Here is a 20,469-nt window from a genome sequence, read left to right on the forward strand (position 1 = left end):
CGGGTGGCTTACCCACACCAAGGCCCTTGGTTCTGCGGCAAACTCGTCTTTCGCTTGTCAACACAATGCCTGGAATTCGGAACATTCGTGATAATTGCTGATTGAGCTGCGTGGGAGGTTCCCAAAATCATCCTATCCGGCGCAGCAGCAGCGGGGACATCATGATCGCTGGCAGAGCAAGGGTCACAATCGTCGGAGCGGGGTTTGGGGGGCTGACGGTTGCCCGGGCCCTGACCAACTCCCCGGTCGATGTGACGATAATCGACCGGCACAATTACCATTATTTCCAGCCGCTGCTCTACCAGGTCGCCACGGCGGCTCTGTCGCCTGCCGATATTGCCTGGCCGATCCGCGGCATCCTCAAGCGGCAGAAAAACGCGACCGTGCTCCTGGCGAATGTGACCGGGATCGATGCCGATGCGCGTGTCGTCCATGCAGGATCTTTGACGGTCGCTTACGACTACCTTGTTCTCGCGACAGGCGCGACGCATTCCTATTTCGGGCATCCGGAATGGGCCTCCGTCGCTCCGGGATTGAAGCAGATGGAGGATGCGACCGAGATCCGCCGCAAGGTTCTGCTGGCTTTCGAGCATGCCGAGTTGACCGACGACTATGACGAGCAGCGCCGTCTGCTCACCTTCGTGGTCGTGGGCGGCGGGCCGACAGGCGTCGAGATGGCCGGGGCCATCGCGGAAGTCGCTCACCACGCCCTTCCGGCCGAGTTCCGCCGGATCGATCCGCATGCCGCCCGTGTGATCCTGATCGAGGCGGGACCACGCCTGCTGCCGGCCTTTCCCGAAGACCTGTCGGCCTATGCGCGCAAAGCTCTGGAGAAGATGGGCGTCGAAGTCCGCACTCAGGCCTCGGTCACGAACTGCAATGAGGGCGGGGTCGATCTCGATGGCGAGCGCATCGAGACCGGCACGATCATCTGGGCCGCAGGCGTGGTGGCCTCCCCGGCTGCCGAATGGCTGGGAGTGGAGGCAGACCGCGCCGGACGGGTGAAGGTCGCGCCGGATCTGACTGTGCCGGGCAGGCCTGAGATCTTCGTGATCGGCGATACCGCAGCGGTGGTCGATGGCACAGCCGGAAAGCCGGTACCCGGCATCGCTCCAGCGGCGAAGCAGATGGGGCGCTATGTGGCCGATGTCATTGCCGCAAAAGTCGCGAACAGGCCCGTTCCGGGACCGTTCCATTATCGCCACCAGGGAGACCTCGCCACGATCGGGCGCAAGGCTGCCGTGGTGAAGCTCGACCGCTTTCACCTGAAGGGGCTTGTCGGTTGGTGGTTCTGGGGCATCGCCCATGTCTATTTCTTGATCGGCCTGCGCAACCGGGCCGCGGTCGCTTTGAACTGGTTCTGGAACTACCTGACCTATCAGCGCGGCGCCCGCCTCATCATCGACAGCGCGCAGGCCCGTAAGACGGCACAGAAAGAGCAGACGGAGAAGACGAGCCCGCCAGCCGATGTCGTCGAAAGGCGTCAACCCGGCGATGATCGACCGAGAGCTGGCAGGGCGGATCGCCGATGAGGACCGCTTCGGTCCGCCTGGGCCGCTCATTGTCCCTGTCGTGACGGCCCCTATAATGATCGCCAAGCCTGCTTCTCTGTAAGCATTTTTCAGCCCGAACCTGGCGACGGCTCCAGGGCGAATTGTCGAGCGAGTGCGTACTCTCCCTGAGGGATCATTCGGTCCGCGTATCGACCGGAACAACTGCTAACGATGGATGATCACGCCGAAGTCGTGCGCCAAGGTGAAGCGTCAACGATGGAACGACGTCTACCACCGCACGAAACAGCCAGCATGGAGTCAAGGCCATGGCGGATGGATTGTGTGACATTTGTGGAATCCGGCCCGCAACCGTTCGAGCACAGGTTGTCAGCAACGGCCAGCGGCAAATCATGGAACTCTGCGACGTCGATTACCGGCGTCTGGCTCGCCAGCAACGGTCGAGCTCGCCGCTGGAATCCCTCTTCGGTAGACGAGGCAGCCTGTTCGACGACTTCTTCTCCGATGACTTCTTCGGCGGCAGCCCATCGGCAGGAAGCCGCAGCCGGCCAGAGGACGCTTCCGAGGCCCGAGACGAAGGCCCCTCGACACCTGTCAGATCAGGCCGCGGACGGGCCCGCGGACGCGGCGCAGCGGCGGGCGTCGCCGAGCGCCTGAGCGAACATGCGGAGGAGATCCTGCAATCGGCCGCCCGGCGGGCCGGCGATTTCGGGCGCCGCGAGGTTGATACCGAGCATCTGCTCCTGGCACTCACCGAAAGCGACGTCGTCCGCACCATTCTCGAACAGTTCAAGGTCTCTCTTGACGATCTGCGCAACCAGATCGTTGCGGAGAGCCCGCGTGGCGATTTCAATCCGGAAGAAGGCGGCGAGATCGGCGTTTCTCCCCGCGTGAAGAGCGCCCTCTCCCGCGCCTTCTCTGTGTCGAGCGAGTTCGGCCATTCCTATGTCGGGCCGGAGCACCTGCTCATCGGTCTGGCCGAAGAGGGCGAAGGCATCGGGCCCGATGTCTTGGCCCGCTATGGCCTCACGCCCCAGGCCATCCGCCAGCAGGTGGCCAAGGTCGTCGGGCACGGCGCCGAGGAAGGACGGGTCGATACACCCACCAATACGCCCAATCTCGACAAGTATTCCCGCGACCTCACCAAGCTCGCCCGCGAGGGCAAGCTCGACCCCGTGATTGGCCGCGCACAGGAAATCGAAACCACCATCGAAGTCCTCGCACGGCGTAAGAAGAACAACCCGGTCCTCATCGGCGAGCCGGGCGTCGGCAAGACGGCCATCGTCGAAGGTCTTGCCCAACGCATAATCGCGGGCGAAGTTCCCGAGAGCCTGCGAGACAAACGCCTCGTCGAGTTGTCGATCAACTCCATGGTGGCCGGCTCCAAATATCGCGGCGAGTTCGAGGAGCGCGTCCAGCAGATCCTCAAGGAGGTCACCGAGCGCGAAGACGAGCTCGTCCTGTTCATCGATGAGATCCACACCATCGTCGGCGCCGGCCAAGGCGGCGGCGAAGGCGGGCTCGATATCGCCAATGTGTTCAAGCCTGCGCTCGCCCGTGGCGAACTCAACCTGATCGGTGCGACGACGCTCAACGAATACCAGAAGCACATCGAGAAGGATGCCGCCCTGGAGCGCCGCTTTCAGCCGGTCTTCGTGCCCGAGCCGACGGTCGCGCAGACGATCATGATCCTGCGCGGCCTGCGGGACACGCTGGAAGCGCACCACAAGGTCACCATCACGGACGAGGCCATCATCGCGGCGGCGGAACTCTCCGACCGCTACATCACGGGGCGCTTCCTGCCGGATAAGGCCATCGACCTGATCGACCAGGCCGCCGCGCGCGTCAAAATCTCGGCGACCGCCCGGCCCATCGACGTGCAGGAAATGGAGGCGGAGGTTCGCCAGCTCAAGCGGGAGCAGGATTACGCCTCGTCCCGCAAGCTTTTCGACCGCGCATCCGAAATCCAGGCGCGGCACGATGCCCGCAACAAGGACCTGCAGGAGGCCATGGAGCGGTGGCGGCGGGAGCGCAGCTCGGCCTCGACCGAGGTGCGCACCGAGCAAATCGCGCAGGTGGTGTCGAAGCTCACCGGCGTGCCAGTCAACGAGCTCACGACCGAGGAGCGCCAGCGCCTCGTGAAGATGGAAGAGCGCCTGCACAAGCGCGTCATCGGCCAGGAGGAGGCCATCCGGGCGGTCAGCGATGCCGTCCGGCTGGCGCGGGCTGGACTGCGCGAAGGCCGCCGTCCCATCGCGACCTTCCTGTTCCTCGGCCCGACCGGCGTCGGCAAGACCGAGCTCGCCAAGGCTCTAGCCGAGACGGTCTTCGGCGACGAGGACGCAATGATCCGTCTCGACATGTCGGAATATATGGAGCGCCATGCGGTTTCCCGCCTCATCGGCGCGCCGCCCGGCTATGTCGGCTACGAGGAAGGCGGGCAGCTCACCGAGCGCGTGCGGCGGCGGCCCTATTCCGTCGTGCTCCTCGACGAGATCGAGAAGGCGCATCCGGATGTCTACAACATCCTGCTCCAGGTGTTCGATGACGGCCGCCTGACCGACGGCAAGGGCCGCGTGGTCGACTTCACCAACACCATCATCATTGCAACGAGCAATCTCGGTTCTGACATCATTCAGCGCCATCTCAACCTGCGCGGAACGGCCGAGGATGATCAGGCAAAGCTCAAGCGCGAATTGATGGAAGTCTTACGCGGTCACTTCCGACCGGAATTCATCAACCGCATCGACGAGATCATCGTCTTCCACGCCCTGTCGCGCAGCGAGATCCGTTCCATCGTCGAGCTCCAGCTCGAACGGGTCAAGCGCACGGCCCATGGCCAGGGAGTCGATCTCGTCGTCGACGCTACTCTTCTCGACCATCTCGCGGCAGCGGGATTCCGTCCGGAATTCGGCGCCCGCGAATTGCGACGCCTGATCCGTTCGGAGCTTGAAACCCAACTCGCCCGCGCGATGCTTGCAAATGAGGTTCATGAAGGCGACCGGGTCATCGCGCGCTGGGACAGCGAGCAGCGGAAGGTGGTGCTGGAACCGCAGCCCGGAGCGCAAGCCGCCGAGCAGGATCGCGGAGAAGCCAAGAAGGAGGCCCCTGACACCGTCGAAGTCGACCGGACTGCTCAGCGCAAAGCCACCGATGAAGGACGCACGGCCGCCGAGTAGGAAGCAAAGCCATCTGATCCAAAGCGGCGACGGTTCACGAGACAAGCGGACTCTGCTACCGGCGTTCCTCTCGGTCATGCGGTCAGCCGGGACAAGGGCGAGACATGGGTTAGTGTGTCCTACAATGGGCTGGACGCGGCGCTTACATCGGCACCCACATCACTCCCGAAGCCCAGCCAGGCGGCATCCTTCCAGAAAATGCCGCCGCAGGTCATCGTCCCGGAAGGGCTGGGTGTCAGCCCAGTGCCGGATCGTGAATTTCGGGTTGCTCATCATGAACAGATCTGCCTCACAGCGCGCCTCATCCAGACGGCCAAGCTGCGCCAGGCTCGCGGCAAGCAGGCGACGTGAGGTCGTGCGATAGGTTTCAGGCCGGTGCAGCGTGTGGACCGCCGCCTCGTAGTCGTGGATTGCGTACTCTGCCTGTCCCAATTGCCAGTAGTACCAGCCGGGCGGATGCGGGTTGAGCCGGAGAGCCTTGCGGACCAGTTCGATGCCCTCGGCGGGCTGGCCGCCAAGTGTCGCCAGATCTGCGCGCATCGCCCAGGCGTCGGCATGGTTCGGGTCCAGTTCAAGGGCAGCGTCGAATTCCACGTCCGCCTCGGCCCAGCGGCGCCCGTGGCCCAAGAAGATGCCCAGCACCCACCGGTTCCCAGCATCGTTTGGATCGAGGGCTACCGCCTGTTGCGCTTCGGCCAGGGATCGTGCGCAGGACTCCATCGGTTCATCCCAGAACTCCCAGCCCAGCCACAGATTCAGCGCCAGCCAGCGGTGCGCCTCCGCGTAGTCGGGATCGAGCGTGATTGCCCGCTCCAGCAGGAAAACCGCCTCTATCGCGGCGAGGGCAGCAGGCGGGCACCTTTCTCTCGCCGCCCGCAAGCTTATCGCCCACCTGCTCCATGGGAAAATATTGCGTGGATTACAGATGCAGTCAGGTCTAGCGGCAAGCTCGATGCCAATGCCGATAGTGTCTCGATCACCGGATGCGTGAACATGCCTAATAATCGAAGGAACCACATTCTCAATGATCCTATCCCATAGCTGAATTCGTGTGACAGGAAGGAAGATGTTCGAGACATTCGAGTTCGTGTATCACCGCATAATCCAAGACGGGGCTCGCGGACGAAACTCAAATGCCAGTTCATGCAACGGGCATTCTGCAACTACTTTCAGATAATCTTGTTCATTCAGAGCGCGAATTGACGCGGGACCTCCTCTGAATGGTTTTTCTTCGCTAATCTGATAAGCTGATCAGGGGAGGACGCGAGGGCATGCGTAAGTTTGGGATGTTTACCGCCCTTACTTTGAGTTGGATCACAGCCTCCTGCGCTGAAAGAATGGTGAATCCCGCTGTTATACCCCAGCCTCCTCCACCGAAAGCCGCATCCAAGCCACGACCCGCCAATGTGGAGGTGAGGCGTCAGGCTGAGATGATGGCAGAGGATGCCAGAAAGCGTTCAGCTATCCGCTCCCGTCAGATCACTCCAAGCGCAAGCGTGAATCCACAGCAGCCGCTCGGACCTCAGGCTCCGCGACCGCAAGTATCGCCACAGCCAGAGGTGTCCTCAGTCTCGCACGACCCGCCCCCGGAGCCTGCCGAGCCCAACTTCCCGGTCGCAGCGCTGATGCCGCCATCCCCGGAACCTACTGAACCGACATTCCCCTCAACGCCGCCAGTCAGCGAACCGCCATCGGAGCCACTTACATCTACTATGCCGGCAGCGCCCTCGGAGGCCGCAATGCCACTGCCACCCGATCCCGCCGAGCCGAGTTTTCCAGTGGAGGCTTCGATGCCTCCACCACCGGAGCCGGCCGAACTGTCTCTGCCTCCGACTCCACAAGAGCGGATCGCCGCTGAAGGCTCGATCTCGATCCCGTTTCCAGACCTTCCGTCGCTTCTTTCTCTACGCCCACGTTTCAATTGGGTGGATACTGTAGGTGCTATCGAACTTCCGCACAGCCCCCTATCCGACGCTCTCGAAGCGAGCCCAGAGGAACAAATCCCAAGCCTGATCCGAAGGCCTTGGCCACTCTCAATTGATGCCTCGTGAGCAGATAACTCGCGGCTCGATTCGATCTTCAAGGAGCATCGTCATAGTAGCGCATCGCGCGGACCCAGAGGGCCGCGGCAGCGACCCAAAGGGCCACGCCAGTGAAAAGTGGGTCCGGTTTTCCGCGTTCGACGATGCGCCAGTCAACGAAAGAAGCATCGGACCTAAAAGTGGATTCCACTTTTAGGTCCGATGCTCTAACTCGAAACTGCGACAGGCACTTGGCTGCTTTGGCATTGCGCTTATCAAGGAAGGGAGCACCTAAGCCGCACGACACACTCCCATTATTCCTGTCTATCCAAGCGGCGTTCTTGCGCTGCGACAAGGCGCTTCATCATCCGCAGATCCTGCTCACTCAGCTTCATTGCAGCATCCAGCCAGATATCGACGATATCCTGCAGCTCTTCATACTTTAAGGGGTCGATCCTCCTCTTCGAACGATAGATGGCGCTGTGAGCGTTATGCCTGCGCCTGTTGCGAGCGATGTAATCCCGAACCGTGTTTTCTCCCTGGCCGTCTTCGGCAAGAACATCAACGACACCGAGATGATACAGTTCTTCTGCGGTATAGACCTTCCCGCTCATGATGAGTTTCTCGGCAGATGCCATACCGATCTTGCGGGACAGGAAGCTGTATGCCCCCATTCCAGGGAACAGATTGAACAGCACCTCCGGCAGGCCCATCCTCGCGCTTTTCTCTGCGACAAGAACGTCAAACGAGAGTGCGCACTCGAATCCACCGCCCAGCGCATCGCCTTGAACCAGCGCAATTGTAATCAGTGGCGTATGAAAGGCCATTGCATTTCCATAGACTACATCGATGCACGCATAGGCGTAGCCCCTCAATCCCTCACGATCCCTGCGTCGGATGCAATCGGCAAAGTAAGCCAGATTTCCGCCGAAGTTATAGACACCTGGTGTCTGGGATGCGGCAACGAAGTACTCCAGGTGCCGACATTGTTCGCGGTTTCCTTCTTCCATGATCGCGCGCACGGATTCCTGCACACACATCATGTCCCGCAGAAGCTCTATCGTGATCATCGGATGCTGGCTCGGACGCATGGCCGCCCAATAGATCTTCTGCTCGAAGTCAAGTTTGACGTCAATATACGGCAGGAGAAGCTTGGTTGGGTCGGATTGCGTCGACTCGATTGCGGGCCTCCGCGTCGGAGTTGCAGGAGTCGATATTTCTAGATCGCCGACAGATTGAACGTCAGAAAAGAGATGGTCATCGGCTTTGGCCAACGGGGATAGCATCCTGCTCTCCATCATAGAGAATTCATCAGCACGGCGAGCTTCATCTCGCCGTCGAGCGGTGCGCACCTGTCGGAGGCAACCTTCCTTAAGGATAATGATCCTTTAACAGCCTAGTGGATAGTACCTAGGAAGATTTGTCGAGAAGCTTGGTTAATGACGCCCGCCTCTTACAAACTTAAACAATCAGAGACCACCTGATTACTTGAAATTTAAGAGCTTTATTGCCTGATCCTGAAAATACTGAATTAACCAAGTCCATAAACGGTCAAGCAAAGCAGGATACATTCCCTACGTAATTGCGATATAAATGTTCGATGCAAACGTCATGTTGATCTTATGCAACAAAGCAACAAGATGCCGTGGCGTACCTGCGAACGAATAGATGATCTCACGAAAGGGATGAAACGGCACTTGCGCTAGGACACGCCGCACGACCCACGGAATGACAGCAACGAAGCAGGTTAAACGCCATCGTCGATCACTGAGGAGGCTCAACGACTCCAGAGCATAGATCGAGCTGACAGACTGGGGGATGCCGGGGGGCAACACATGGCAGTTATTCTGATCCTCGACGACAAAGGCACCAACCGCAACATCTATTCCCGACTCGCTCAGAAGATCGAAGACGGAGCGGTGGTGCATGCCTTTGCATCACCAGTGGAGGCACTCGAATGGCTCGAGGGCAACGCTCCTGATCTGATTGTTACCGACTTTCGAATGCCCGTCATGGACGGCGCGGAATTCACCAAACATGTCCGGGCCAATACCAATGGCATCGATGTTCCGATCATCGTCATCACTGCCTACGATGACAGAGCCTTCCGGCTTCGCGCCCTGGAAGCAGGGGCTACGGACTTCCTGCGATCCCCTGTCGATCATTATGAATTCGTCACCCGGGCCCGCAATCTGCTCAAGCTGCAGCGGCAGCAACAGCAGATCAAAGGCCGCGCCCAGGCTCTCGAGCAGCAACTCCGTATCAGTGAACGCTCTCAGGAGGAACTGGTCCGCAGCAGCCGGGAGGCTCTGGCCCGGGTGATCGATACCGTGCCGGCATTGATCAGCGCAGCCGACAAGGACAGTCGCATCGTCTTCGTGAACGCCCACTTTGCCGACTTCGTCAACTCCACTCCGGAAGCTCTGACGGGAAAACTGATGAGCGATGTGCTGCGGAGCAGCAAGCCGGAGTTCGGCCGGCAGGTTCACGGTTCCATCGTCAAGGATCAGCGAACCTCCGTGAGCTTTGAGGAGAGTATTTCCGACATCTTCGGGGATGAACGTGCCTTTCTGACGACCAAGACATCGATGCGCGCGTTTTCAGGCACCGAAACCAGCGTTCTGACGACGTCGGTCGACATCACCGAGCGAAAGCAGGCTGAAAGCACCTTGCGGCATATTGCGCTGCATGACACGCTGACCGATCTTCCCAACCGGAGAATGCTCTACGATTGGATCCAACAGGGGCTCTCCAGCGAAGAGACCCGGTTTGCAATCCTCCTGATCGACCTCGATCGCTTCAAGACGGTTAATGATGCCCTCGGCCACGCCGGGGGCGATCGCATGCTGCAGTTGGTGACGAGCCGCCTTCTTGGAACCGTTTCGAGCAGCGACCTCGTCGCAAGAATGTCGGGCGACGAGTTCGTCGTCGTGCAGGCGAACACCGAATCTCCGGACGATGCGGAAGAACTCGCCCGCAAGATTATCGATTCCCTGTCCGCACCATTCCTCCTTGAAGAGACCGAGATCAGAATAGGCTGCACGATTGGAATCACGTTGGCGCCTCGCGACAGCCAGGATGCCGAGAAGCTCCTCCGGTGCGCTGACCTGTCCATGTACCGGGCCAAGGCTGAGGGAAGGAACACGCTGCGCTTCTACTCGCCCGAGATGGACAGTGTCTCCTGGAACAACATCGGCCTGGAGACCGATCTACGCAAGGCAATTGCTCAGGAACAGTTCGAGCTTCACTATCAGCCCCAAATCGATCTGGAGACAGGATCGATTGCAGGCGCAGAAGCGCTCTTGCGATGGATCAGGCCGGAATTCGGCCTCACCTCTCCCAACGCATTCATCAATATTGCGGAAGAGACCGGGCTGATCAACGAGATCGGCGCGTGGGTTCTCAAGAAGGCCTGTACTCAGGCTGCGGCGTGGCAGAACCTCGGATACGGTCCGCTCCGGATCTCAGTCAACCTGTCACCCGTCCAGTTTCTCCGCCAGGATATCGTTCAGCTCGTCGAGGACACCCTTAGGGAGACCAATCTGAATCCGGAGTCCCTTGAACTCGAACTCACCGAGGGCAGCCTTCTCAAGGACGTCGAACGAACCAAGCAGATTCTTCAGAGACTCAAGAAGCTTGGAGTGCGGCTCGCGATCGACGATTTCGGAGTGGGCTTCTCCTCTCTCAGCTACCTGAAGAATTTCGCCGTCGACACATTGAAGATCGATCGATCGTTCATCTCAAGCCTCTTGGCGGGGAGCCGCGACGAAGCCATTGTCAGGGCGATCATCTCCCTGGCCCAAAGCCTCGAGCTGAAAGTGGTTGCGGAGGGCGTCGAAACCAACCCTCAGCTCACATGCCTCCTCAATCACGCCTGTGACGAGGCTCAAGGCTATCTGTTCAGTCGCCCCGTACCGACCGATCTCTTCGAGGCCTTGCTCAAGGAGAACCCCCGATACCTGCTGCCGAAGCAGGGCGTGCCGCCCAAGAAGGTCCAGAGCTCGTGATAGCCAGTATCCTATCACGCCTGAAGAACAGTCCCGACCGTGAGCATGAGATGAGCCTGAACAGGCTCATCTTTTTGAGTCTGATCGCAGCCTATACTTTCTGGATCAATCCTTCTGTACCGCGCGAGGCGTTGATCGGTGCAACGATCTTCGCATTCATTTCAATCGGAATCGTCGTCCACATTCTCCTCAGACCTCACCAGTCGACGGTCCGACGAATTATTGCCATCGTCAGCGATCTTGCCACCGCCTCCGTTCAGCTTCACTACGTCGGGGAGACGTCCTCGGTCCTTTTTCTGCTCTATCTATGGATTACGTTTGGAAATGGATTTCGCTTCGGCGTCCGGTTTCTGTATGTTGCGCTGGTCGTCTCGGTCGTGTGCTTCATGGTGGTCATCTACACGACGCCGAGGTGGCACGACGACATCTACCTCTCGGCAACCCTGCTGCTGAGCCTTATCGTTCTCCCCCTCTATGCAAGTACGCTGATCCGCAAACTATCCAATGCCAAGGCGCAGGCGGAGGCGGCAAACCGGGCAAAGACATTGTTCCTTGCCAGCGTCAGCCATGAATTGAGAACTCCGCTGAGCGCAATCATCGGTCTTTCGGGTCTCATGTCGGGAACGAGCCTCGACGCAGAACAGCGTGGAATCATTCGGACGATTGGTTCCGCCGGCGAGTCTTTGCTCAGGCAGATCAATAACATCTTGAACCTGTCCCGCATCGAAGCGGGAAAGATGCCGATCGAGCAGATTGAGTTTGATCTGTCGGAAGTCCTATCCACCGCCCGCGCTATGGTCCTGACTCAAGCTCAACAAAAAGAGCTTCGATTGACGATCCATATCGCTCCGCCGACTCCTTTGCAGCTTCATGGACCGAAGCACCATCTCGAGGAAGTCCTGCTCAACCTTCTCGGCAATGCCATCAAGTTCACGGAAAAAGGGTATGTCACGCTCGCAGCGCACCCTGTGAACGAGAACAACAAGCCTTTCATCCGATTCATGGTCTCCGACACCGGCATCGGCATTGCCCCACACGCGGTAGGAAAGATCTTCGAGAACTTCACCCAGGCCGACGAAACCATCATTAATCGGTTTGGCGGAACGGGGCTCGGCCTCTCCATCAGCCGGCAACTCATCGAAGCCATGGGCGGTAAAATTGGGGTCGATAGCAGAGAGGGTCACGGAAGCTGCTTCTGGTTCACCATCCCGATGAGGGCCGCGGATCAGGAAGCTTCGGGCCGACCGACGCCCTGGCTGATCCAGCCGCTTCTGGTTTGCTCCTATCCTAGCCTTGCACAGGCTATTGCGCTTCGGCTTGGTAATGGAGCCGATATTGCCGTCACTCAAACTTTGTCCGAAGCGAGCGAGTGGATCTGGCGGAACAGAGGTCGCCAGATCGTTCTGTTCTATTATAGCGACCTGTCTGACGACCTCTTGATCGCGGAGCTCGAGGCTGCGAACCTTCCTGTGGCTCCAGTTCTCATACGCCGGGATACATCTCGAGTCTTCGCGACGTCGGGCTTGATACATGTGTCAAGCAGCGTATTGCCACTCGATTTTACGCAGGGTGACGCTCGAACCGCATCGATTGCGGCGGCCGCCCAAACGTCCTGGGCTCAGGCAATGTGGAGCGAGCCGAGCGGGATCGAGCTTCCCCGCGCATCGCGTCCGCTCTCGATCCTCTTGGCGGATGACAATGCGACGAATCGGTTGGTGATATCGAAGATTCTGGAGCGCGGCGGGCATACCGCCCGATGCGTCACAAACGGGGAGGATGCGCTCAGCGCGCTGGAGGAGGAGTCGTTCGACCTGGTCATTCTGGACGTCAACATGCCGGTCATGACCGGCATCGAGGCTGCTAAGCTGTTCCGATTCATGGAACCCAAGGACACCCATACCCCCATCTTCGCCCTGACAGCCGACGTGACGCCAGAAGTTGCCGCCGAGGCACTCGCGGCCGGTATAGATGCCTGCCTGACCAAACCCGTGCAGCCTGCGACACTTCTCAGAGCCATCGAGGAGCACGTGGCATCCCGTCCTGCTCGAGCGCCCGTCGAAGGCAACCCGGTTCCCGCTGCTTCGACGGCTGCTCCTCCCACCATCATAGACGAATCCCTTCTCGTAGAACTGGAGCAATTGGGCGGAAGGGATTTCGTTCTCGATCTCGTTGAGGAGTTTTTCTCCGACGCCGACCATCTCGTCGGCGAGTTGCGAGATGCAGCAGCGTCGGGCGACTCGCACAGGTTTCGCCTTGAAGCTCACGGCCTGCAGAGCGCATCCGCCAATGTGGGAGCCAAGACGGTGCATGAAATCTGCGTCGGCTGGAGACGCGTCACGAGCGCCGATCTTATCCGAAGCGGAGGAGAACAGGTTGAGCGTTTGGCGCGAGAACTTGAGCGGGCCCATAGCGCGTTAAAGGAGTATCTTTTGCAGGACTCTAGAGTAGAGCATCGTCAATTTAGCGGGTTGAGATAGGTTTGCACTCGGATCGTGGACGGAGAGAAAGCGCTGGATCTGCCCGGCCAGCTTAAAGCGCTTCATAGTACGCTCGCATCATCGGGTCGGCTGATGTCAGTTTTTTGTTCGATTGTTCAAACCCGATGCTGGCAAAGGGCATCACCGCCCTTTTGGCAGCAGCATAGAGCCAGCTGATCCGTGATCATCATCTGCGGAGCGATGCACAATCCCTTAAGCAGCGCATCCTTGACGCGGAGAGCCGGGTCTACCTTTCGCTGACGCGGCCCTTCGGGTCCGCACGATGCGCTCGGCGGCGGCGACGCGCTCCTGCCCGCATGCCCGGTTTCAAATCTCCGGTACGGAGCTCTCAGCTTTCGCGAAAGGGCCGCTCTGGGTAAAACTATGAAAACAACCGGACTGAATGAGTCGCCGCTCACGTCGCCGATCCAGAAATCCGGATAAGGTCAGCCCAGTGCTATCGCTCAGAATTGACTCCTGCCGCACACAAGCGGCCATTAGGATGAAGGCTTCCCTCATGCACTGAGACAGAGTCATGCCAGAGCCCGCGAAAGTCGGTGATAGACAGCACAGGAACGATTGGAGGTTCGCAGCCTGGGGCACTGCAGCGTTCGCCCTGCTGCTGCCCTTACTCGCGATGCAGGTCACCGATGAGGTGGACTGGGACGTGGCCGATTTCGCCATCTTCGGCGCCATGCTGGTCTGCGCTGGCGGCACCTACGAGCTAGCAGCGAGAATGGCAGGCAATACCGCGTACCGAGCCGCCGTCGGCGTTGCGCTGGCGGCAGCCTTCATCCTCGTCTGGATGAACCTTGCCGTTGGCATCATCGGGCCGGAGGATAACCCCGCCAACCTGATGTATGGCGGAGTGCTCGCCGCCGGTATCATCGGTGCTGTCATGGCGCGTTTCCAGCCCCGTGGAATGGCGTATGCGATGGTTGCAACGGCGCTCGCTCAGGCGTCGGTCGGCATGGTGGCCCTGATTGCCGGAGCGGGCTTTACGGGACCGAGTGAACCTGGGGAACTCTTGATCCTGACTGGGTCTTTCTCCGCGCTCTGGCTCCTCTCCGCCTGGCTGTTTCGGAGAGCGGCGCAGGCGCAAAGTCCCGCGGGCGCAGTGTCGTAGGTTGACGGCCCGATGTCCGCTTGGCACCCACGAGCGGGCTATGACATTAATCCCCCGACGTTCCCGCTCAATGACGACCTAAGGCCCCGACTATCCATGGTTCTGTTTGCGCAGGAGTTTCTTACAGACCTTCCTTCCAGGTATGGCGCGGCTCATAGCTGAGCACCCGTCGTGCCTTGTCGATCGAGAGGAGGGTTTCGTTGGGGCCAACCTCACGTCGGAACGGCACACCGGGAAAGACTTCCGCAATCAGCTCCTTATTCGGTCGCGTCATCACCGTATCGGCATTAGCGATGATGAAGATCTCGAAGCCCTTCCCGGGATGCTCCAGGGCCTTTCGTACGGCTTGCGCTCCATCTCGAGCATCGATGTAAGCCCAAAGATTCCACTTGCGCTGCCGGGCATCGTTGTCAAAGTCCGGAAAGGCCGCATAGTCGCTGACCTCCATGACATTGGAAAAGCGCAAGCCATACATCTTCAGCTCCGGATCCTGCCGGCAGAGGTGCCGCGCCAAGGTCTCGTCCATCACCTTGCCAAGGGAATAGGTCGTTTCCGGTCGAGGCTCATATTCTTCATCGACGGGAACGTAGGGAGGTGGTGTGTCGAACGGCAAGCCGAGCACCGTCTCACTCGAGGCGAATACGATGTTCTTGACGCCAGCCCGCTTGGCGGCATGGAAGACGTTGAAGCTGCAGGCCGTGTTGTTCTGGTAGGTCCTGGCGTCGCTCTGGCGGCCGGGTGCCGGAATGGCCGCGAGATGGACAACGGCATCAACCTGACCCGAATGATTGTCCAAACTCAGAAAGGCATCCAGCGTCTGGCCGAAATCGGACAAGTCGATCTGCACGGAACGACGCCTCAGGTGCGATGGCGAGGGCGTGCTGTCAAACACCAGCACATCGTAGCCGTGGTCGACAAGGTCCTGAACGCAGGCCCGGCCCAATTTGCCATGGCCGCCAGTCACGATAACCTTCCCCATGTCGGTCCTCCCAGAGAGCGTCCGATGCGACGGATGCCGCATCGGATCCCATGGAATATGCCTCCCGATCATTTCTCTCTAGACATGATCGACGCAACAGCCCGTTGAGCCTCGTTCAACGATGTGGCCGCTTGCGCCCTTCGACGCGAGTTCAGCTACGGCGCCCCTCGTCCGAGGGAATGGGCGCGGACGAAGTCAAGAAAGCTGCGCAGGCCGCTCGGGATTTGGCGATGGCCTGCATAATAGGCATGGAATCCAGGACCGGGGGAACGCCATTCCGGCAGCACCACCTCGAGCGTTCCCGTTGCGATCTCATGCGTGACGCGAGTTTCGAGACAATAGTACAGGCCTGCCCCTGCCTCAGCGGCACGAATCGACAGTTCGGAATCATCGAGTGTAATCGTGCCGGGGACATCGACGGTGACCGCTCTGTCGCCAGCTCCCAACTCCCAATGATAGATACGACCGTCGCCGGTTCTGATCCGGATGCAGCGATGGCGGGTGAGGTCTTCGGGTGCTTCAGGCCGCCCTGCCACATCGAGGTAGGCGGGCGATCCGACCACGACCCAGTTCAGATCTTGCGAAAGGCGGACAGCGACCATCCCCTCTGGAACCGTGCCGCCATAGCGAATGCCCGCATCGAACCCGCTCGCGATCACATCGACGAAGTGATCGTCGACCTCGATCTCGATTTCAATGTCCGGATAGGCAGCAGCGAAGGCCGGCAACAGCGGCGTCAGCAGGAGACGCGCGGCGTCACGCAGCACGTTGATGCGAACCCGTCCGGCGGGGCGCTCACGGAAATGGTCCAGACGGTCCAGCGCCTCTTCGATCCGCCGAAACTCGGGATCGAGGTCCTGAAAGAGCATCTCGCCTGCCGCCGTGAGCTTCACGCTGCGGCTGGTGCGATGGAGCAGGCGTATGCCGAGCCGGGCCTCCAGGCCTCGGATGGCATGGCTCAGGGCCGAGGCGGAGACGCCCCGAGCGGTCGCAGCGCGCCGGAAGCCGCCATATCGAACGATGTCGAGAAAGGCGTCCAGATCGGCGAGGTCGGTGCGGCTGAGCATGGGAAACTGTTAAATTGCGCTCAACACTCAGTCAAGGAAAGTGCAGCAGCCGGTGAGACGGAATGGCACTATAAATTGTCTCCGACCGCCAAAGTATCGCTGAAGGATATCCTGACCAGATGCAGCTGAGGCGTCGACCGCAAAGACAACTCGCCATTCGCGATGATTGAACCTCTGCTTCACATCGCATATCACTTGGAAACATTGATGACCCATCAGCCTCGTATCTCCTTCAGTGACGGCTACAGCATTCCCCAGGTCGGACTGGGCGTCTGGAAGACTCCGAACGATGTCGCAGTGGCCGCTGTCAAAACCGCACTCGAGATCGGCTATCGTCACATCGATACGGCGGCCGTCTATCAGAACGAGGAAGGGGTCGGTAAGGGCATCCACGCGTCAGGCGTGGCGCGTGATGAGATCTTCCTGACCACCAAGGTCTGGAACGAAGATCAGGGCTATGACAGCACCCTTAAGGCACTGGATGAGAGCTTAAAGAGATTGGGTCAGGATTATGTTGATCTCTATCTGGTTCACTGGCCGTCACCGTGGCGGGGACTCTATGTCGACACCTGGCGTGCTCTGATCAAGGCCCAGAAGGAGGGGCGTGTCCGGTCAATCGGCGTGTCGAACTTCGCGGCAGAGCATCTCGACCGCATCATCGACGAGACTGGCGTACCGCCCGTGCTCAACCAGATCGAGCTTCATTCCCGCTTCCAGCAGAAGCGCCTGCGGGAAGTGCATGCCAAGCGAGGGATCAAGACCCAGTCTTGGAGCCCCCTCGGCCAAGGGCAGGCGCTGTCCGATCCGGTGATCGCACACATCGCCGAAAAGCATCGGTGCACGCCGGCCCAGATCATTATCCGCTGGCATGTCGACAACGACTTGATCGTCATTCCCAAATCGGTCACGCCCGGTCGGATTGTGGAGAACCTCAACGTCTTCGACTTTGCCCTCGATGCCCAGGACATGGCCGCCATTGCCGGGCTCGATAATCCGAGCGGGCGCATCGGATCTGATCCCATGACCGCTACGTTCTGACGATGAGGGAGGAACTCCATGGAATACGTAAAGCCCGGCCGCACCGGCTTGGAGGTCTCGCGGCTTTGCCTGGGCTGCATGAGCTATGGCGAACCGGACCGCGGCTCCCATCCCTGGACCCTGCCCGAAAGCGAAAGTCGGCCCTTCATCCGCCAGGCGCTTGATCATGGGATCAACTTCTTCGACACCGCCAATGTCTATTCCGACGGCACGTCGGAAGAGATCGTCGGACGTGCCTTGAAGGATTTTGCCCGGCGCGAGGAGATCGTGCTGGCGACAAAGCTGCACGGCCGGATGCGACCCGGGCCTAACGGCGCGGGCCTGTCGCGCAAGAGCATCTTCACCGAGACCGATGCGAGCCTGAAGCGGCTCGGCACCGACTACATCGACCTGCTGCAAATCCATCGCTGGGATGCCTCGACCCCGATCGAGGAGACGCTCGAGGCGCTCAACGATGTGGTTCGCGCCGGCAAGGTCCGCTATATCGGCGCCTCCTCCATGTATGCCTGGCAATTTGCCAAGGCGCTGGCACTGTCCGAGCGGCACGGCTGGGCGCGCTTCGTGTCCATGCAGAACTACATGAACCTGTTGTACCGGGAGGAAGAGCGCGAGATGCTGCCGCTCTGCCGGGCGGAGGGCATCGGCGTCATTCCCTGGAGCCCGCTGGCCCGGGGCCGCCTGACCCGCGACTGGAACGAGACGAGTGCTCGCTCGGAAACGGACGAGTTCGGCAAGACACTCTATGCCACAACCGCCGATGCGGATCGCAAAGTGGTGGAAGCGGTGGCCCAGGTCGCATCCCAGCGCAGCATCCCGCGGGCGCAGGTGGCACTCGCCTGGCTCCTGGCCAAGCCCGAGATCACCGCTCCCATCGTCGGGGCCACCAGGCCGCATCACCTCGACGATGCGGTGGCGGCCCTATCGATCAAGCTAACAGAGGGCGAGATTAAAGCCTTGGAAGCGCCCTATGTCCCCCATGCCGTAACTGGGTTTTCATAAGAGCTTCTATGGAAGTTGTTGTTGGGCGAAACGCTGAGCGATGAAACGACGAGGCGCCCGCAAGCGGCCCCTCTTCTTGCCCTGCGGTAGGCAGTTGGGTCCGTAGGTCTTAGCCGCCCGGCGCCTCGGCAGCATCGAGGCTGCCGCCGGATCCACGCCTGAAGCCGCGGTCCCAGCGGGACTCATCCTCGTTCCTTCCACGCCGAGTGCTCTCTGGTTGGGACTACCGGTCCAGATCGTCATCCGCGCCGGGGCCCAGGAGATGCGCCGCCGAACGCCAGGCATGATGCGCGATCCGGTCGAGCCGCCCGATGGCGTCGATCCGCGCGAAGGCATCCGCGACGGTCAGCTTTCCCGGCGCGACGGACGCGGCACGATGGTCCCGCTGGAGAGCATCGAGTTCCCTCGCAGTGCCCTCGGCTTCAGCGAGCGCGGCGGCGACTTTGGACGACACGTTCCAGCCGATGGGGGCGGCCTGCGCGCTGAGGGCGGACTCCGAGGTAATCGAGCCACCAATCGCCTGTATCGCGCGCATGGCCTTTGCGCACAACTCTGCGGCGCGAAAGTCATGCGGGGCACCGGCCGCCTGTCCTGGGAGCCCGCCGTCCGCCACGACTTCTGCGAGGCGCGAGGCGTGATCGAGTGCGTGCAGCGTGCTCGTCATGCGGAGCCGCTCGGCCTCGGTGCCGGGCGGTTCCTTCAATTCGGACAGGAAATCCCGCACCTCCTCGAGCGCGGCGGCGGCCACCGCAATGTCCTGCGCGGCGGGGCCGGCCCCGCCCGAAAGCGCAGCGGAAACCGAGGCGGCGGTTGTCGCGAGGACGTCCGCCACGACACGCCGGGCGGTCTCGACCGCGATCACCGGACTGGCGAGCGCACTAGGATCGAGCGCGCGCTGAAGCGCCGTTTGATCGGAGGGCAAGAGCCGCTCCACGATACGGGTGAACCACTGCGTAGCCGGAAGAAGCACCGCGACCCCGACGACGTTATAGGCCGTGTGATAGGCGGCAAGGAGCGTCATCCCGTCGACCGACGCGGCGAGGGCTTTCATCAGCGCTGCCGTGAACGGAAAGGCGACGATCGCGATGAGCGCCGCTATGACCTTGAAGAGCACATAGGCGAGAGCGAGGCGCTTGGCCGTCGTGCCGGCACCGATGGCCGCCAATGCGGAGCTTGTCGCCGTCCCGATATTCTGGCCGATAATCAGCGCCGCGCCCTGCTCCAGGCTTACTGCCCCGGCATAGAAAGCAGAAATGGTGACGGCGATGGCGGCTGTCGAAGACTGCATGACCGCGGTCATCGCCAGACCGACGACGATCAGGGTTATGAGACCGACCGTCCCCGCGACCCAGCCCACCCCCGGCGCGCCGAGCGTCGCGGGCAGGTCCGACGGATGCAGGCTCTCGGCAAGCCCTCCCATACCCTGCTGGAGGGTTGTCAGCCCGTAGAGCACGAGCGCGAAGCCCGCGAGCGCCCCGCCCGCCGCCGCGATCCGCCTGCCAGCCAGCAACTTGGCCAACGCGCCAACAAAAATCATCGGCAGGGCGTAGGCCGAAAGTGAGACGCGCACGCCAATCAGCGCCACGAGCCAGCCAGTGCCCGTGGTGCCGACATTGGCGCCGAACACGAGGCCGAGTCCCTGCGGAAAGGTCAGAAGCCCGGCGCTGACGAGGCCGATCGTTGTCATTGTCACCGCGCTCGACGACTGCACGAGCAGCGTGACGACCGCGCCCCAGAAGGCCCCCGAGAGCGGCGTAGCCGCCGCCTTGCCGAGGACGGTGCGCAGGGCTGACCCCGCCAGCGCCTTCAGGCCGTCGGTCATAACGGTCATGCCGAGCAGGAACAGTCCGACCCCACCGAGAATGGCAATTGCTGTCGACATGCACGTCTCGTCCCGCCTACGCTTCCGCCTTGGACCTCGTCGGAGTATAGCGCTGGCCGACCCTAGCCATTAGCCTCTCCACTGCACTGACCCTCCCAACGTCCGAAATGGTCAAAGACGAGCCTTAAGCGCAGCCGTGTAAAGGCCTGCTCACCGTACCGATGCGGATATCCGATCTGCTTT

General features: G+C 60.7%; 12 protein-coding genes. 7 read left to right on the forward strand and 5 right to left on the reverse strand.

Annotated elements, in window-relative coordinates:
* Positions 1-161: 161 nt before the first annotated feature.
* Both ACS5Q1_RS21490 and ACS5Q1_RS21495 read left to right on the forward strand, forming a co-directional pair.
* The gene (locus ACS5Q1_RS21490) at positions 162-1,532 is read left to right on the forward strand and encodes an NAD(P)/FAD-dependent oxidoreductase (protein ID WP_473100088.1); all 1,371 of its coding nucleotides are present in this window, start codon (positions 162-164) and stop codon (positions 1,530-1,532) included.
* A 287-nt stretch (positions 1,533-1,819) separates the two neighbouring features.
* Positions 1,820-4,690: an ATP-dependent Clp protease ATP-binding subunit gene (locus ACS5Q1_RS21495; RefSeq protein WP_473100089.1), complete on the forward strand. Its 2,871-nt coding sequence runs from the start codon at positions 1,820-1,822 to the stop codon at positions 4,688-4,690.
* 159 nt (positions 4,691-4,849) lie between these two features.
* On the opposite strand, the gene ACS5Q1_RS21500 is transcribed toward ACS5Q1_RS21495, so the two are convergent.
* Together ACS5Q1_RS21500 and ACS5Q1_RS21505 are read right to left on the reverse strand one after the other, a co-directional pair.
* On the reverse strand, positions 4,850-5,569 hold the full coding sequence (locus tag ACS5Q1_RS21500) for a tetratricopeptide repeat protein (protein WP_473100090.1): 720 nt from the start codon (positions 5,567-5,569) through the stop codon (positions 4,850-4,852).
* Between the two features lie 1,456 nt (positions 5,570-7,025).
* On the reverse strand, positions 7,026-7,985 hold the full coding sequence (locus tag ACS5Q1_RS21505; RefSeq protein ID WP_473100091.1) for a crotonase/enoyl-CoA hydratase family protein: 960 nt from the start codon (positions 7,983-7,985) through the stop codon (positions 7,026-7,028).
* 561 nt (positions 7,986-8,546) lie between these two features.
* On the opposite strand from ACS5Q1_RS21505, the gene ACS5Q1_RS21510 reads away from it, so the two are divergent.
* The 3 genes from ACS5Q1_RS21510 (at position 8,547) to ACS5Q1_RS21520 (ending at position 14,321) form a co-directional block, all read left to right on the forward strand.
* A complete protein-coding gene (locus ACS5Q1_RS21510) occupies positions 8,547-10,718 on the forward strand; it encodes a GGDEF/EAL domain-containing response regulator (RefSeq protein WP_473100092.1) in 2,172 nt (723 codons plus the stop codon).
* Between the two features lie 50 nt (positions 10,719-10,768).
* Entirely contained in the window at positions 10,769-13,195 is a 2,427-nt protein-coding gene (locus ACS5Q1_RS21515; RefSeq protein ID WP_473100093.1) for a hybrid sensor histidine kinase/response regulator, read from the forward strand.
* Between the two features lie 535 nt (positions 13,196-13,730).
* Positions 13,731-14,321, forward strand: a complete 591-nt coding sequence (locus ACS5Q1_RS21520) for a hypothetical protein (RefSeq protein ID WP_473100094.1) — start codon at positions 13,731-13,733, stop codon at positions 14,319-14,321.
* A 121-nt stretch (positions 14,322-14,442) separates the two neighbouring features.
* Here the strand turns inward: ACS5Q1_RS21520 and ACS5Q1_RS21525 are convergent, their stop codons facing one another.
* Together ACS5Q1_RS21525 and ACS5Q1_RS21530 are read right to left on the reverse strand one after the other, a co-directional pair.
* A complete protein-coding gene (locus tag ACS5Q1_RS21525) occupies positions 14,443-15,300 on the reverse strand; it encodes an NAD-dependent epimerase/dehydratase family protein (RefSeq protein ID WP_473100095.1) in 858 nt (285 codons plus the stop codon).
* A 155-nt stretch (positions 15,301-15,455) separates the two neighbouring features.
* The gene (locus ACS5Q1_RS21530; protein WP_473100096.1) at positions 15,456-16,367 is read right to left on the reverse strand and encodes a LysR family transcriptional regulator; all 912 of its coding nucleotides are present in this window, start codon (positions 16,365-16,367) and stop codon (positions 15,456-15,458) included.
* A gap of 207 nt (positions 16,368-16,574) precedes the next feature.
* On the opposite strand from ACS5Q1_RS21530, the gene ACS5Q1_RS21535 reads away from it, so the two are divergent.
* Positions 16,575-17,405, forward strand: coding sequence for an aldo/keto reductase (locus ACS5Q1_RS21535; protein WP_473100097.1), 831 nt, complete (start codon positions 16,575-16,577; stop codon positions 17,403-17,405).
* 18 nt (positions 17,406-17,423) lie between these two features.
* The gene (locus tag ACS5Q1_RS21540; protein WP_473100098.1) at positions 17,424-18,404 is read left to right on the forward strand and encodes an aldo/keto reductase; all 981 of its coding nucleotides are present in this window, start codon (positions 17,424-17,426) and stop codon (positions 18,402-18,404) included.
* 223 nt (positions 18,405-18,627) lie between these two features.
* Here the strand turns inward: ACS5Q1_RS21540 and ACS5Q1_RS21545 are convergent, their stop codons facing one another.
* Positions 18,628-20,286: a Na/Pi cotransporter family protein gene (locus ACS5Q1_RS21545; RefSeq protein ID WP_473100099.1), complete on the reverse strand. Its 1,659-nt coding sequence runs from the start codon at positions 20,284-20,286 to the stop codon at positions 18,628-18,630.
* Between the last annotated feature and the right edge of the window lie 183 nt (positions 20,287-20,469).

The sequence above is a fragment of the Microvirga sp. GN3 genome, from assembly GCF_055792825.1.

What these genes read in the sequence shown, in the direction of transcription:
- ACS5Q1_RS21525 (WP_473100095.1), bottom strand. Translation starts at nt 15,300, where the DNA reads ATGGGGAAGGTTATCGTGACTGGCGGCCATGGCAAATTGGGCCGGGCC.
- ACS5Q1_RS21520 (WP_473100094.1), top strand. Translation starts at nt 13,731, where the DNA reads ATGCCAGAGCCCGCGAAAGTCGGTGATAGACAGCACAGGAACGATTGG.
- ACS5Q1_RS21530 (WP_473100096.1), bottom strand. Translation starts at nt 16,367, where the DNA reads ATGCTCAGCCGCACCGACCTCGCCGATCTGGACGCCTTTCTCGACATC.
- ACS5Q1_RS21495 (WP_473100089.1), top strand. Translation starts at nt 1,820, where the DNA reads ATGGCGGATGGATTGTGTGACATTTGTGGAATCCGGCCCGCAACCGTT.
- ACS5Q1_RS21535 (WP_473100097.1), top strand. Translation starts at nt 16,575, where the DNA reads ATGACCCATCAGCCTCGTATCTCCTTCAGTGACGGCTACAGCATTCCC.
- ACS5Q1_RS21540 (WP_473100098.1), top strand. Translation starts at nt 17,424, where the DNA reads ATGGAATACGTAAAGCCCGGCCGCACCGGCTTGGAGGTCTCGCGGCTT.
- ACS5Q1_RS21545 (WP_473100099.1), bottom strand. Translation starts at nt 20,286, where the DNA reads ATGTCGACAGCAATTGCCATTCTCGGTGGGGTCGGACTGTTCCTGCTC.
- ACS5Q1_RS21510 (WP_473100092.1), top strand. Translation starts at nt 8,547, where the DNA reads ATGGCAGTTATTCTGATCCTCGACGACAAAGGCACCAACCGCAACATC.
- ACS5Q1_RS21490 (WP_473100088.1), top strand. Translation starts at nt 162, where the DNA reads ATGATCGCTGGCAGAGCAAGGGTCACAATCGTCGGAGCGGGGTTTGGG.
- ACS5Q1_RS21515 (WP_473100093.1), top strand. Translation starts at nt 10,769, where the DNA reads ATGAGCCTGAACAGGCTCATCTTTTTGAGTCTGATCGCAGCCTATACT.